The sequence below is a fragment of the Flavobacterium sp. 270 genome (assembly GCF_004368785.1).
Classification (GTDB): domain Bacteria; phylum Bacteroidota; class Bacteroidia; order Flavobacteriales; family Flavobacteriaceae; genus Flavobacterium.
Window position 1 is genome coordinate 903,502 of sequence record NZ_SODM01000002.1, and the last position, 14,618, is coordinate 918,119.

The 14,618-nt window shown below is 33.7% G+C and carries 13 protein-coding genes; 6 read left to right on the forward strand and 7 right to left on the reverse strand.

Features of this window, described 5'->3' with window-relative positions:
* Positions 1-170: 170 nt before the first annotated feature.
* Entirely contained in the window at positions 171-698 is a 528-nt protein-coding gene (locus EV144_RS11265) for a hypothetical protein (protein ID WP_134148861.1), read from the reverse strand.
* Positions 695-1,849: a Na+/H+ antiporter NhaA gene (gene nhaA, locus EV144_RS11270; RefSeq protein WP_134148862.1), complete on the reverse strand. Its 1,155-nt coding sequence runs from the start codon at positions 1,847-1,849 to the stop codon at positions 695-697. Before nhaA ends, EV144_RS11265 begins: the two co-directional genes overlap by 4 nt.
* 195 nt (positions 1,850-2,044) lie before the next feature.
* On the opposite strand from nhaA, the gene EV144_RS11275 reads away from it, so the two are divergent.
* From EV144_RS11275 to EV144_RS11285, 3 genes are all read left to right on the forward strand, one after another.
* Positions 2,045-2,992 (forward strand): 2-hydroxyacid dehydrogenase, encoded by a 948-nt coding sequence (locus EV144_RS11275; RefSeq protein WP_134148865.1) that lies wholly within the window; start codon positions 2,045-2,047, stop codon positions 2,990-2,992.
* 217 nt (positions 2,993-3,209) lie between these two features.
* Positions 3,210-3,587, forward strand: coding sequence for a DUF4234 domain-containing protein (locus tag EV144_RS11280; RefSeq protein WP_134148866.1), 378 nt, complete (start codon positions 3,210-3,212; stop codon positions 3,585-3,587).
* Positions 3,562-4,026 (forward strand): DUF2752 domain-containing protein, encoded by a 465-nt coding sequence (locus EV144_RS11285; RefSeq protein ID WP_134148868.1) that lies wholly within the window; start codon positions 3,562-3,564, stop codon positions 4,024-4,026. Before EV144_RS11280 ends, EV144_RS11285 begins: the two co-directional genes overlap by 26 nt.
* 59 nt (positions 4,027-4,085) lie before the next feature.
* Here EV144_RS11285 and EV144_RS11290 read toward each other — a convergent pair whose 3' ends face one another.
* Positions 4,086-5,888 (reverse strand): GNAT family N-acyltransferase, encoded by a 1,803-nt coding sequence (locus EV144_RS11290; RefSeq protein WP_134148869.1) that lies wholly within the window; start codon positions 5,886-5,888, stop codon positions 4,086-4,088.
* A gap of 118 nt (positions 5,889-6,006) precedes the next feature.
* On the opposite strand from EV144_RS11290, the gene EV144_RS11295 reads away from it, so the two are divergent.
* The 3 genes from EV144_RS11295 to EV144_RS11305 all read left to right on the forward strand — a co-directional run bounded on the left by EV144_RS11295 (position 6,007) and on the right by EV144_RS11305 (position 9,280).
* Positions 6,007-6,768, forward strand: a complete 762-nt coding sequence (locus EV144_RS11295) for an exodeoxyribonuclease III (protein ID WP_134148871.1) — start codon at positions 6,007-6,009, stop codon at positions 6,766-6,768.
* 138 nt (positions 6,769-6,906) lie between these two features.
* Positions 6,907-7,851 (forward strand): flagellar motor protein MotB, encoded by a 945-nt coding sequence (locus EV144_RS11300; protein WP_134148872.1) that lies wholly within the window; start codon positions 6,907-6,909, stop codon positions 7,849-7,851.
* A gap of 391 nt (positions 7,852-8,242) precedes the next feature.
* A complete protein-coding gene (locus EV144_RS11305; RefSeq protein WP_134148873.1) occupies positions 8,243-9,280 on the forward strand; it encodes an NADP(H)-dependent aldo-keto reductase in 1,038 nt (345 codons plus the stop codon).
* 270 nt (positions 9,281-9,550) lie between these two features.
* On the opposite strand, the gene EV144_RS11315 is transcribed toward EV144_RS11305, so the two are convergent.
* From EV144_RS11315 to panD, 4 genes are all read right to left on the reverse strand, one after another.
* The gene (locus EV144_RS11315) at positions 9,551-11,518 is read right to left on the reverse strand and encodes a transglycosylase domain-containing protein (protein WP_134148876.1); all 1,968 of its coding nucleotides are present in this window, start codon (positions 11,516-11,518) and stop codon (positions 9,551-9,553) included.
* A gap of 19 nt (positions 11,519-11,537) precedes the next feature.
* Complete coding sequence (radA, locus tag EV144_RS11320) at positions 11,538-12,899, reverse strand: DNA repair protein RadA (RefSeq protein ID WP_134148878.1); 1,362 nt, start codon at positions 12,897-12,899, stop codon at positions 11,538-11,540.
* Positions 12,899-14,053, reverse strand: coding sequence for an alpha/beta hydrolase (locus tag EV144_RS11325; protein WP_134148879.1), 1,155 nt, complete (start codon positions 14,051-14,053; stop codon positions 12,899-12,901). The genes radA and EV144_RS11325 overlap by 1 nt, the downstream gene beginning before the upstream one ends.
* A 203-nt stretch (positions 14,054-14,256) precedes the next feature.
* Complete coding sequence (panD, locus tag EV144_RS11330; protein ID WP_134148881.1) at positions 14,257-14,607, reverse strand: aspartate 1-decarboxylase; 351 nt, start codon at positions 14,605-14,607, stop codon at positions 14,257-14,259.
* Positions 14,608-14,618: the final 11 nt, after the last annotated feature.

A 14,618-nucleotide genomic window follows, 5' to 3' on the forward strand; every position in this document is an offset into this window, starting at 1 on the left:
GTTTGGGATTTTTTGTTTTGAATTGAAGCACTGTTTGTCATTTGGAGGAACGAGAAATCTCACTAGTTTGTCCTCAAAAATTATCGAGTTTCGTGTGCGATTTCTCGTTCCTCGTAGTAACAAACTAAATGCCAATTGGAATTTGGAATTTTAAAAAATTGGAATTTAACTCATCGTTTTTTAATCAACTGAATATACTTACTTCCACATTCTGAAATCTTAGTATAAGAATTCATAGCATTTCCATAATTCTGAATTGTCAGTGTATCTTTAGTGTAACTCGCATCAATACCAATTGGTATTTCAATTCCTTTTGCTGGTTTTCCAGAATCAGATATAGAATCATTTTCTTCTTCATTGCTGATATCTCCTTCATAATCATCCCATTTTATTCCTTCTAAAACCAAATACTTTTCTCCAGATTCATTTTTAGAAAAAGTAGCTTTGCCGTTTAATTTTCTCTCACTTGTTTTAAGAAAATACGTGTAGCCGTCTTTTGTTTTGGTAATCTTTACAGACAGATCGCATTCGTTAGAAGCGTAAATTCCTTCGATATATTCCTCACTTTTTTGAACTGGAATAATTGCTTCACTTGTGACTGCTTCTTTTTGAATAATCGTTTCTTTCTTTTTGTCGGAGCAAGCCGTAATAAATAAACAGATAATAAATACTGCGATTAATTTACTTTTTAGAATCATAATTGTGTTGTTTTTTTCTTTTGATTAAGAGTATATTTCAAAAATAAAAGACCAAAAAGTCCAGAAAGTACCGAGGCGATTAGAATTGCTATTTTAGAAAAAAGGATAGTTTCTGCATCTTTGAAAGCTAAAAGTGTGATGAAAATAGACATTGTAAAACCAATTCCGCCCAACATTCCGGCTCCCAAAATATGAGGCCATCGCAAATCTTTTGGCAATGAACATAATCCAGCCGTAATACCAATAGAAGAGAAAAGTACAATTCCCAACGGTTTTCCGATTACAAGACCAAGAATAATTCCGTAAGTATTAGGATGATTTATTCCTTCATGCCAGTTCGATTGAATTGCAACGCAAGTGTTGGCCATTGCAAACAAAGGCAAAATAAAAAAAGCGACAGGTTTGTGTAAAAAGTGCTCCAATTTATGAGAAATAGATTTTTCATCACCATTTCCAAACGGAATCACAAAGGCTAAAATTACGCCCGTTATTGTAGCATGCACGCCAGAATTCAGCATAAAATACCACATTGCAGCGCCGCCAATTAAATAAGGAATTATGTTGTGAATTTTCATTCTATTCAAAACAAATAAAAATATCCAAATTCCTAAAGCAATGGCAAGGTTTACAAAAACTATAGTTGTCGTATAAAAAATGGCAATTACAATTATAGCGCCCAAATCATCTATAACTGCCAAAGCGGTTAAGAATACTTTTAGGGATGCCGGGACTTTATTCCCTAATAGCGATAATATCCCGATGGCAAAAGCAATATCGGTTGCCATTGGAATTCCTGCTCCGTTTTGCGTTGCAGTTCCAAAATTTAAAGCAAGGAAAATTGCTGCAGGAATAAGCATACCGCCAAAAGCAGCCATAATTGGCAATGATGCATTTCTAATATTAGACAATTCGCCGTGGTAAATTTCGCGTTCCAATTCTAAACCAATCAGCAAAAAGAAAATCGTCATCAAACCGTCATTAATCCAATGCGTTATAGAATGTCCGCCCAAATCTTTTTCCCAAAAACCAATGTATTCAGTTTGAAAAGAAGAATTGGCGAGATACAGCGAAATTATGGTAACAAAGAGCAAAAGGATGCCGCCTGATTTTTCGTTTTCAAAAAAGGTTTTAAAGGTTTTAGTTAATTTCATTTGATAGAAGCTCTAGGATTTAGAAACACAAAAGGTTTCTGAGAAGTTTAATAATACTCGATTATCCAAAGTTAAAAAAAATCTTACCAAATAAAAACTTCACGGATTTTGTTTGAATAGATTCCTGCTGTTTTCATTGTTTGAGAATGAAGAATAAGCTGTATTTTTGTTTTCAATTATTTTATTCAAATTAATATGAGCATAAAAATTCTACATATCGACAGCAATAATCCAATTCTTTGGCAGCAATTGGAGGATGCTGGTTTCGAAAATCACGCCGATTTTAAATCTTCAAAAGAAGAAATCGAGGCCAAAATTAAAGACTATAATGGAGTTGTAATTCGCAGCCGTTTCAAGATTGATAAGACTTTTTTAGATAATGCAACACAATTGCAATTTATTGCCAGAGTAGGCGCAGGGCTGGAAAGTATTGATTGTGAGTATGCAGAAAGCAAAGGCATTCATTTAATTGCGGCGCCAGAAGGAAATCGTAATGCGGTTGCAGAACATTCGCTTGGCGTAATTTTATCTTTGTTTAATAATTTAAATCAAGCCGATGCTGAGATAAAATCCGGACAATGGAACCGAGAAAGTAACCGCGGTCATGAACTCGATTTAAAAACAGTAGGAATTATTGGTTATGGAAATATGGGGAAAGCTTTTGCTAAAAAGCTGCGTGGTTTTGAAAGTACTGTTTTGTGTTATGATATTTTAGATAATGTTGGTGATGAAAACGCCAGACAAGTTTCACTTCAGGAATTACAAGAAAAAGCAGATGTTTTGAGTTTGCATCTTCCGTGGACACCACAAACAGACAAAATGGTCGATAAAAATTTTATAAATGCATTTTCGAAGCCATTTTGGATTATAAACACTTCACGTGGTAAAAATATCGTTACAGCAGATTTAGTGGAAGCAATGAAGTCTAAAAAGGTTCTAGGGGCAGGTTTGGATGTTTTGGAGTATGAGAAGTTATCTTTTGAAACATTATTTCAGGATAAAAATACTCCGGAAGCTTTTCAATATCTTCTGGAAGCTAAAAATGTTTTGCTGACGCCTCATATTGCGGGTTGGACATTTGAAAGTCATGAACGTTTGGCGCAAGTAATTGTGGATAAGATAAAAGCGCTTTATTCTAAATAAATTGGCTGTAACGCTTATATCAAGCAATGATGCTTTTTGCATTTAAATAACGAGTTTTTTCCTGTAAATATTGGTGGTATTATTAGTTTGTTTTATTATTTTTTAATAATATTGTTTCTCAATTTTAAAAGAATTGATCTAAATAAGACGTTCTTTTAGGAAAACAGGAGTAACCGAAAATCCAAAGAGTAGGAATTAACCAATTTAAATAAGCAAAATGGAATTAGAACAAACATCGAATAATTTTAATGACCCGATCCCAGTATTTAAAGTTGACCCAATTATGGTGTTGCTTTTCGGATTTTTAACTTGTGGATTGTATTTAATTTATTGGAATATTAAAGTAGCTGAAGTTTTTAATGCAGTAGCTAAAAAAGAAGTTATCTCGCAGCCAATCGCAATTTTTGCAGGTTGTTGTATGCCGGTTAATATTTATTTTTACTACTTAGCTGGTAAAGAAGCATTGCCAGAAGTTTATAAAAGAACTGGTGAACTTCAAAAAGACCAATCTACTTTATTAATTGTATTAGGATTCTTTTTTCCTTTTGCTGCAGCAATGATTGTACAAGGTGATATCAACAGATTATACAAATAATACCAGAACAAAACGTAAAATTTACGGAATTATCGGTGCTTTAATTACACTGATAGTTCCGTTTTTTTTAATGCTCGATAATCATAATAATCATTTAGAGTCAGACCAGTCGTTTTGTCCTTTTAAAATGATTATCGGTTTTCCATGTCCGGGATGCGGGATTACAAAATCGCTTGTATATTTTTATCAGGGAGATCTTTATAAATCAATCAGCTATCATATTTTAGGACCGTTTGTTATTGCGTTCTGCTGGGTAACTATAATTGTTTTAACGACAGAATTAATTACTAAAAAAGAATACTTTAACGGACTTTTATATAATAGAAAGCTTGCCTATGGTTTGGCTGTTTTTTTAGGCGTTTATCATTTTATAAGATTGATTTTCTTTGTGAGAAACAATTCATTTGACGATATACTCCATCAAACTATTTGGTTTTAAAACATAAAAAATCCCGTCTTGTAAAAAGGACGGGATTTTCTTTTTTATTGAAATATAAATCAATCTTCTTTCTCAGATAATTTTTTTTCTAATTCTATTTGAAATTCTTCAATTACAGGTTTCATAGTGCTTTCCGGAATATCGGCGATTCTAATGTACATTAAACCGTCTATAGCATTATTAAATAACGGATCGACATTAAAAGCGACTACACGTGCATTTTGTTTGATGTATTTTTTAATTAAAACCGGCAGACGTAAGTTTCCTGGTTCTAATTCATCAATAATTTTGTCAAATTTATTCAAATCAGATTCCGCTTCATCAAAGATAAAATCTTTATCTGCATCTTTCAGTTTAACTTTATAAGCCTTCTTCGGATGAATATATTGTGCAATATACGGATCGTAATAGTTAGACTTCATAAACTCAATCATCAACGATTTAGAGAAATCAGAGAATTGATTACTGATACTTACACCGCCCAATAAATATTTATGTTCAGGATAACGTAGAGTCGTATGAATAATACCTTTCCATAACAAAAACAAAGGCATTGGTTTTTGCTGATATTCTTTAACGATAAAAGCACGGCCCATTTCGATAGATTTGTGCATCATATCGTGCAATTCCGGTTCAAATCTAAACAGATCATTCAGATAAAAACCTTCAATTCCATATTTCGGATAAATTTCAGAACCTAAACCCATACGGTAAGCACCGGCGATTTTTTTAGTTTCATCATCCCATAAAAACATATGGTGATAATATTGGTCAAATTTATCTAAATCTATAGATTCGTTCGTTCCTTCACCAACTTCACGGAAAGTAATTTCGCGTAAGCGTCCAATTTCGTGCAGAATATTCGGAACTGCTTTTGCTCTTGCAAAAAACACTTCGTAATTTTTACTTTGTAATAAACGACAATCGCTGTTTCTTAACGCATTAACTTCATCAATCATTTTTGATTCGTTTGCAGGCGTAACGATTTTTTTAGGCGCTTTTGGAATTTTTAAACTTGCTGTGTCTAATAATTTGGTATCCTTTTCAAAAGGATTTGCCAGCATATACGTTTTCTTTCTTAAGAATTCTGAGTATTCTTCAAAAGATTCAATTTCGTTTTGTTCGTTTACAGAAATTGGTTTTCCAATACGAACTTTAATTACACGGTCTTTTTGTGTAAGCAGTTCAGATGGTAATTTGGCAGTACGCAAAGTATCATCAATTTTAGAAAGCCAGTAAAATAATTTACTGTTTTTAGCGTGAAAATAAATAGGAACAACAGGAACTTTGGCTTTTCTAATCAATTTTAGAGCGCCTTCTTCCCACGGTTTATCAACAACTAATTTCCCGTCTTTATAAGTAGAAACTTCTCCGGCAGGAAAAATACCTAACGGTTTTCCGTCTTTTAAGTGACGTAAAGTTTCTTTAATTCCAACTACGCTTGACTGTGCATCCTTATGATTTTCAAAAGGATTAACAGGCATTATATATTTTTTAAGCGGAACAATTCTGTGTAATAAGAAGTTAGCGATAATCTTGAAGTTTGGTTCTCTTTCAAGCATCAATTTCAAAAGCAAAATTCCATCAATTCCACCAAGCGGATGATTAGAAATAGTAATGTATGCGCCATCCTTTGGCAGACGCTTTAAGTCTTCTTCCGGGATTTCGAATTTAATTTCCATTTCATCCAAAATTCCGTTCAAAAACGCAACATCCTCCAGGTGTTTATTATTGTCGTAGATTTTATTAAGGGTTGAAATCTTAAGAACCTTCATAAGAATCCAGCCCGAAAAAGTACCGAGAACCCCGTACTTTTCAACATTTATTGCCTTTGCAACTTCTTTCGCGGTAACTAAACCCATGTAGTACTTTTAATTTATTCGAACAGCGAACAAAGATAACAAAAAACTCTACTTTTCGTTTATTCAATGACAAACTTTCCACTTTTTTATTACATTTGAAATCCTAAAAAATACTCTAATGAAAATTATTTCTTATAACGTAAACGGAATTCGTGCGGCAATTACTAAAGGTTTTATCGGTTGGCTGGAGCAGGCTAATCCCGATGTTATTTGCCTTCAGGAAATAAAAGCGACAGAAGAACAAATTCCCGTAGACGCTATTACGGCCGCTGGCTATCCGTACCAATATTATTATCCTGCAACAAAAAAAGGATACAGCGGTGTGGCAATTTTATCTAAAATTAAACCCAATAATGTAGTTTACGGAACCGGAATTCAGCATATGGATTTTGAAGGGCGTAACCTTCGCGCTGATTTTGACGATTGTTCTGTAATGAGTTTATACCTTCCGTCTGGAACCAACATTCAGCGATTAGACCATAAATTTATGTTTATGGATGATTTTCAAACCTATATTAATGAGTTAAAAATTACCATTCCGAATCTGATAATTTGTGGTGATTACAACATTTGCCACGAAGCAATAGATATTCACGATCCTGTTCGTAACAAAACTGTTTCTGGTTTTTTACCTGAGGAGCGCGCCTGGCTGGATGCGTTTATGAAATCTGGATTTATTGATAGTTTCCGTCATTTCAACAAAGATGCTCATCATTATTCCTGGTGGAGTTACCGCGCCGGAGCACGAGGAAATAACAAAGGCTGGCGTATCGATTACAATTTAGTAAGCGATTCGTTAGAGCATAAATTAAAACGTGCTGTTATCCTTCCAGATGCTGTACACTCAGATCATTGTCCAGTTTTAGTCGAGATTGAATAATTTTGGTATTGTTCTTGTTAAGAAAAAGGCAGTTTCAGAATCTGATTTAAGTTTGATTTTTAAAATTGAAATTGAATTTTGACATTGAAATTGAATTTCCCATTATTAATAGCCCCAAAAATAAAAACCAAAAGTAAAATGATTAAAAAAGCCTCTATCGGATTGCTAGTATTAGCTTTATCCACGACGTCATGTGTTTCTAAGAAAATCTACAACGATCTGGAAACAAAATATTCAGATCTAAAAAAAGAAAACCGTTCTATTGCAGATGAAAATGCTGATTTGAAAAAAGCAAAAAATCAGTTAGAATTAGACCGTGATGCTTTAACAAAAGACTTAAACGGTACAAAAGCAGATCTTGCAAAACAAAAAGCAGATTTAGCTGCAGAACAAAAAAAGTTTAAAGTTTTACAGGACTCTTATAATGCGCTTGAAAAAAACAGCAACGATGCATTAGAAAGCAATATGGCTAAAAACCGTGAATTGCTGGCACAATTAGAAGCAAAAGGAAAAGCTTTAGCCGAAGAACAAGCACGTTTAGACAAAACAGCAAATCGTCTAAAAGAACTTGAAAATATGATTGCTGCTAAAGAAGAAGCAATGAAAAAACTAAAAGAAACTTTATCTAAAGCTTTAAATGGTTTTGAAGGAAAAGGTCTTACGGTAGAACAGAAAAACGGAAAAGTTTACGTTTCTATGGAAAACAAATTACTTTTCAACTCAGGAAGCTGGGCTGTAGGTTCAGAAGGTAGAAGAGCGGTTGTTGAATTAGGAAAAGTATTAGGAGATAACCCAGATCTTTCTGTTCTTATTGAAGGACATACAGATGATGATCCGTACGCAGGTTCTGGACCAATTGCAAACAACTGGGATTTGTCTACCAAAAGAGCAACTGCAATTGTAGCTATTTTGAGTGAAAACACTAAAATCGATAAACAAAAATTAACGGCAGCAGGTAGAAGCGAATTTTCTCCTTTGGCAAGTAACGCTACTCCAGAAGGAAAAGCAAAAAACCGTAGAATCGAAATTATCTTAACACCAAGATTAGACGAAATCGCGGAGATGTTAAATAGCATTAACTAAGTGCTAAGGTTCTGAGATCCTAAGTTGCTAAGATTTAAAAAGGGTTCAAAGTTTTTACTTTGAGCCTTTTTTTGTCCTGCAAGGTTTCTAAAACCTTGTAGGTCTTTTTTGCGGTAAGAAACTTTCAATGCTAAATAGAATAAATACCTACAAGGTTTTAGAAACCTTGCAGGAACCGTAAAATGTAGAGACCTTGCAGGAAATGCAAAGCGAAAACCTTAGTCCCTCAGAACCTTTGCATATTTGTCCCTTAAAAAAAACAACTTTGTACCTTTTTTAACTTTTGTCATATTTCTCAAACTTAATTCCCTTTGTACCTTTGAGTTTTAATTAAACTCAAGGATAAAAAAACTTAGAATCTTAGAATCTCAGCAACTCAGAACCTTAAAAAATGATCTACACAACTTTACCCAACACAGATATAAAAGTTAGTAAAATAAACCTCGGAACAATGACTTTTGGTCAGCAGAATACAGAAGCCGAAGGACACGCCCAAATGGATTACGCGCTTGAAAGAGGAGTAAACTTTTTTGATACTGCCGAAATGTATTCGGTTCCGGCACGAAAAGAAACGTACGGAAGTACAGAAAAAATTATCGGAACTTGGTTTAAAAAATCAGGAAATCGCGATAAAGTGGTTTTAGCCTCAAAAATTGCAGGGCCAAATCCCAATTTTACTTATATGCGTGAAAATGGCGATTTTTCACCTGCAAGTATTAAGTATGCCGTAGAAAATAGCTTAAAACGTCTGCAAACCGATTATATTGACTTGTATCAAATGCATTGGCCGGAAAGGAAAACCAATTGTTTCGGACAGCGTGGTTTTAATGGTTATGATGATGTTTGGGAAGACAGCTTTAGAGGAATTCTAGAAACGTTCGACGAATTAATCAAAGAAGGAAAAATAAAACATATTGGTGTTTCAAACGAGAATGCCTGGGGAATGATGCGTTTATTGGAAGAAAGTAAATACAATAATCTGCCAAGAATTAAAACCGTTCAAAATCCGTATAATTTGTTGAATCGTCTTTTTGAAGTTGGCTCTGCAGAAGTTTCAAAATACGAAAATGTTGGTTTGCTGGCGTATTCACCTTTAGCTTTTGGAGTTCTTACGGGTAAATTTCTAACTGGTGAAAGTCTTCCAAATGCAAGAATTAATCTTTTTCCGCAATATACACGTTACAATAGTGAACAATGTACGCAAGCGACACGTTTGTATCAGGAAATCGCTCAAAAACATGGTTTAACGCTTACGCAATTGGCAATGGGATTTGTATTGCAACAACCATTTTTGACAAGTGCAATTATCGGAGCAACAACTATGGAACAACTAAAAGAAAATATCGACACAATTGATGTTGTTCTTTCTAAAGAAATCATTGCCGAAATTAATGCTGTTCAGGCAATTATTCCTGACCCGGCGCCTTAATTGGATCGATATATAAACACGAATTCCACAAATTAGCACGAATTGATTGGTGCTAATTTGTGGAATTTATTTTTTGAAGATTTTAAATATTTCTTGAATAAAGCCATAAAGTCCCACTAAAGTAAAAAGCAGTCCACTTAAAAAGATTTTAAATTTACTAGCAAATAGCATATCACTAGAATTAAATCTGTAGAATTTATGCTTTACCATAATTATAATTCCAATAATTATAAAAATAAGACTCAATAAAAAAAGTTCAATATTCATTTTCTATAAATCAAATTCTCCTTCTAGAGATAATGAATCATTTTTAACCGCAGTCGAATCAGGTGCTTTAATTCGAATTAACGAACGTGCATTTCCAGAGATATAAACCGGTAATTGTCCAAGCGTATCTTCAGGAATTAATAAACCTCGGCGGAACATTAAATTCTTTAGGAATTTTTGATTTTTTATAGCGTAATCTTTCAAATTACCTTCGTCATTAAACTGATACATGAATTTTCTTGGCTTCGGAATAATGGTTGCCAAATAAAGACATTCATCAACGCTTAGAGACGATGGACTTTTTTGGAAATAGAAATGACTTGCTTCTCCAATTCCATACACATTGGGTCCCCATTCAATAATATTAAAATAAACTTCCAGCATTCTTTCTTTGCTCGCAATTCGGTTGTTTTCTAAAATATAAACTAGCAGGATTTCTTCAAGCTTTCGCGAAAGTGTCTTTTCTCTTGTCAAAAAGACGTTTTTAATCAACTGCATACTGATCGTACTGGCACCACGTGAGAATTTTTTAGTTCGGATGTTTTTTAGAATCGATTGTTTAAAAGCTTCATTGATAAATCCACGGTGAGAGAAGAACGAAGGATCTTCCGTCGTTAAAACACATTTTCGTAAATAAGGTGAGATCTGATCTAAAGGAGTATAATTCGGGTTTGCATTTCCAACCAAAATTGGGCGTTGCAATACATTTTGTATAATGGCACGATATACAAATTCGCCATTTAATTTATTAAGATCCGCTTCTCCGTATTTTGTAATTTTTAAATCTTCTTTATTTAATTTGCTGTCAAAAACAAGTGTGTTTGGTTTGTTTTTATTGAATTTGAAATCCAATTTATAATCAAAATTTCCAGTTGCCTGCATGCCCTGAAAATGAGTAAACAAACCATCAGGCAGAGAAACAATAAAATCCTGCGCTTTCATTTTCGGAATATCCACTTTTAAAGTATACACCGTGTCTTTTTCGGTATTATAAGAAACATACGGACGAACTTTTATTTTGTTCAATTGCATTGATGAAGTGCTGTCGATCGAGATAAAATCATTACCCAATAAAAAGCGATAATCAAAACGCGCATTTTTAATGACAACATCTTTGCTGGCAATTTTAGGATGGTTAATTTTTAAGTTTGAAATTGAACTATAACCGTCAATATGCAATTCGCTTCCGTCTTTTTCAATGTTTTGCACATTCAATCTAATGGAATCAAAGCTAACTTTTAAGTTATAACGCTCATCAAAATAAGGAACACGAATGGCACCGGTATCCAGATTAAAAAAACGAATATCCGCTTTTTTATTTCTTGGGTCTGCAAATCCTTTTAAGTTCCATCGTTGGTCAAAATCTTTACTCTGAACGTGAAGATTTGTTTCCAATTGCTTGTTGTTTAAAACCAGTTTGTTGACCGCAATAGAGGCTTTTTTGCCATTGTCATCAATTTTAAATTTCAGGTTTTCCAACTTCATGTCTGTTGGAACTAAATTCAAAAGTTTTGAAATAATGCGATAAGCCGTAGAAGCATATTTTCTCTTCTCGCTTTTATCATCACTTTCGGTTTCGTCTTTTTTTAGAAATGCATCAAAATTGCGTACTTTTCCTTTTTTGACCAATTGCACATAGCCATTATTCAGATTTAAAGTTCCAAGCTGAACGTCACCAATTAATAAATTACTTAAGCTAACGCTGGTTTCGATCTTTTGAATTTTAAAAAGCGTGTCGGCATTTTTTGGAGCTAAAACTACATCTGTCAATTTGATAGTAGATAGTCCTGTAAACGAAGCCGATTTTACAGAAAAAGTACTGTTGTAATCCACAATCATTTTATGTTCTACTTTAGCAATAGCTTGTTTTAGTAAAGAATCGCGAAAAAAGTAAAGTCCAATGCAAAGCACAATCAATACCAGGGCAAGTATTTTTAGTGCTTTGAAAATTTTTTGTTTTGGAAAATTCATAAAGTAGAATTATAAAATATTAGCCAAAAAGAATACTCGCAACATCTTCAATTTTAGTTACAAGTTCAATTTTGATTCCAGTGTTTTTTAAGGCAATTTTATTGTATTTAGAAACAAATATAGTGTTGAAACCTAATTTTTCTGCTTCCTGAATTCTTTGATCTACACGATTTACAGGACGAATTTCGCCCGAAAGTCCAACTTCGCCGGCAAAACAAAAACCTTTTGTTACCGGAATATCTTCGTTTGAAGATAAAATTGCAGCAACTACAGCTAAATCAATTGCTGGATCGTCAACAGAAATTCCGCCAGTAACATTTAGGAAAACGTCTTTTGCGCCCAAACGGAAACCAGCTCTTTTTTCCAAAACAGCCAAAATCATGTTTAGTCTTTTTGCGTTATATCCTGTTGTACTTCTTTGCGGTGTTCCGTAAACTGCTGTACTTACCAAAGATTGTATTTCAATCATCAACGGACGCATGCCTTCAAGTGTTGTGGCAATTGCGGTTCCGGATAATTCTTCGTCTTTGTGGGAGATTAATATTTCCGACGGATTGCTTACTTCTCTTAAACCGTTGCCAAGCATTTCATAAATTCCTAATTCAGCCGTAGAACCGAAACGGTTTTTCAGTGAACGCAAAATTCGGTAAACATGATTTCGATCGCCTTCAAATTGTAAAACGGTATCAACCATGTGTTCCAAAATTTTTGGACCAGCAATGTTTCCGTCCTTCGTAATATGTCCGATTAGAATAACTGGAATATTCGTTTCTTTAGCAAACTTAATTAGTTCAGCAGTAGTTTCTCTAATCTGCGAAATACTTCCCGCAGTAGATTCAATATAATCGGTATGTAAAGTCTGAATGGAATCTATAATTACAATTTCAGGCTGAATAGCTTCAATTTGTTTGAAGATGTTTTGTGTTTTAGTTTCCGTTAGAATATAGCAGTTATCGCTATTTGGCGTTATTCTTTCAGCGCGCATTTTTATCTGCTTTTGGCTTTCTTCGCCAGAAACATATAAAGTTTTATAAGGTAATTTTAATGATATCTGAAGTAAAAGTGTACTTTTTCCTATTCCCGGTTCACCGCCCAAAAGCGTTAAAGAGCCCGGAACAATTCCGCCGCCTAAAACACGATTCAATTCGCCGTCGGTAGTATCCATACGGATTTCCAGAGCCGAATCTATTTCGTTAATTTTTAAAGGTCTCGGTGCTTTTCCGGTTGGTGTTGGTTCGGTTTTCCAAGCCACCTTTTCCTGCTTCTGAATAATTTCTTCGGCAATAGTATTCCATTCTTTGCACGCGTTGCATTGTCCCTGCCATTTAGCATATTGGGTACCACAGTTTTGGCAAAAAAAGGAAGTTTTAACTTTTGACATTATTTTGTTTTTTTGGCAAGTGTATTCATTTCGTCAATCTTCTCATACATTACATCTTTGTTCAAATCGCCAATTGGTTCCATTTGAGATGCATTTTGATATTTTTTTGAAGCATGTTTCGGATCGCCCATTTTTTCGTACATCAAACCTAATTCATATTCGCCCAACATTGCTTTTGGATAACTTGTATTGGCTATTTCGGCCATTTTTCCTAACTCATCGTAAGCATTTCTTTTTAAGATAATGTTTTCGATTACTTTAAAATCACTGATTCTAACCGGAATCTGAACGCCCATAATTTCAGACATTACACTGTATTTTTTTTCCAAATAATCAGAATATCCATTTTGAAGCACCGCAATTTTATCATTGTATTCGGCAGAATTTATAGGTCTGTAAACTTCAAAAATTTGATACAACGCACCTGGAATTGAGTGTAAAACTTCAGTATAATGAGTTGTTCCTTTAAAAACTTCGTATTTATAATTTACTAACGGATTATTTGCAATTTTAATATTGCTGTCTAATTTTTCAATGGGTTCTTTAATCATTTTAACATCGCCATCGCCTGCAGAAAGATAGAAAAAGATTGGTTTTGTAACCTTGGCAAATTTCTCCGGAATACGAACCTCCATTTTTGGAGCTAATTCTGGACTCATACAGATATATCCAGTAAATAATGGATCTTCTTTATATAAATAAAAATTAGCAAAACTTGCTGTAATATCATGACCTGCAATAATTCTAAAAGGTGTAGTACGGTATTTTTTTTCGATATAAGGAACAAGTTCAGAGCCAACAAATTCAAAAAAATCTGCACCTTTTTCAAAAGGTAAGCCGGTATTTTGATCAATAGTCGAATCATCTTCACGTTCTCCATCTTTATTTTGATGAATTCCTATAATAATCATTTCTGGTAAATCACCCCAATAGGCGCCATAACTTAAGGCTCCAGAAAAAGGATCAAATAAATAATCGCCATCTAATAAATATAAAACCGGATATCTTTTGTCTTTATTTGCTTCATAAGAAGGCGGAAGTCCGATTGTTATTCTGCGTTCTCCTCCGAGTTTTTCTGATTTGATGTTGTCGAAAGTTTTTTGAGCGAATGAAGAAATGGAAATTAAAATAAATAGTAGGTAAACTTTTTTCATGATTTGTGGCATTTCAGTGAATTAAAAAGTATTTGAAATAGTGTAGCAATATAATACTTTATTTGCTTTTTTGTTAATGAGGGATTTTAAAAATAGCAATAAAGGTATGTGCTTAAATCTGTTTGATTTAAGCATAAATTATCTGGTTTGTTCAAAAATAATTTTGACAAACAATAAGAAAGATAGGAGTGTAAAGGGAAAACTTATGTTAACGAATTATCATTTTCATTCGGAAAAATAATCCAGGGCTTGAAGGTTTTTGCTTCTTCAAATTCCAGGGTTGCGTACGAAATAATGATAATGATGTCGTCTTTTTGAACTTTTCTGGCTGCTGGACCATTTAGGGTGATTTCGCCAGAGTTTTTTTCTCCTTTAATAGCGTAAGTTTCAAAACGTTCGCCATTATTGATATTTACAATTGCTACTTTTTCACCTTCAATAATGTTTGAAGCGTCTAGCAGCGTTTCGTCAATAGTAATGCTGCCAATATAATTTAAATCGGCTCCCGTTACTTTTACACGATGAATTTTTGATTTTATAACTTGAATTTGCATGTTGCAAAGGT

Coding starts and splice junctions, on each gene's coding strand:
- EV144_RS11265 (WP_134148861.1), bottom strand. CDS start 698: ATGATTCTAAAAAGTAAATTAATCGCAGTATTTATTATCTGTTTATTT.
- nhaA (WP_134148862.1), bottom strand. CDS start 1,849: ATGAAATTAACTAAAACCTTTAAAACCTTTTTTGAAAACGAAAAATCA.
- EV144_RS11275 (WP_134148865.1), top strand. CDS start 2,045: ATGAGCATAAAAATTCTACATATCGACAGCAATAATCCAATTCTTTGG.
- EV144_RS11280 (WP_134148866.1), top strand. CDS start 3,210: ATGGAATTAGAACAAACATCGAATAATTTTAATGACCCGATCCCAGTA.
- EV144_RS11290 (WP_134148869.1), bottom strand. CDS start 5,888: ATGGGTTTAGTTACCGCGAAAGAAGTTGCAAAGGCAATAAATGTTGAA.
- EV144_RS11295 (WP_134148871.1), top strand. CDS start 6,007: ATGAAAATTATTTCTTATAACGTAAACGGAATTCGTGCGGCAATTACT.
- EV144_RS11300 (WP_134148872.1), top strand. CDS start 6,907: ATGATTAAAAAAGCCTCTATCGGATTGCTAGTATTAGCTTTATCCACG.
- EV144_RS11305 (WP_134148873.1), top strand. CDS start 8,243: ATGATCTACACAACTTTACCCAACACAGATATAAAAGTTAGTAAAATA.
- EV144_RS11315 (WP_134148876.1), bottom strand. CDS start 11,518: ATGAATTTTCCAAAACAAAAAATTTTCAAAGCACTAAAAATACTTGCC.
- radA (WP_134148878.1), bottom strand. CDS start 12,899: ATGTCAAAAGTTAAAACTTCCTTTTTTTGCCAAAACTGTGGTACCCAA.
- EV144_RS11325 (WP_134148879.1), bottom strand. CDS start 14,053: ATGAAAAAAGTTTACCTACTATTTATTTTAATTTCCATTTCTTCATTC.
- panD (WP_134148881.1), bottom strand. CDS start 14,607: ATGCAAATTCAAGTTATAAAATCAAAAATTCATCGTGTAAAAGTAACG.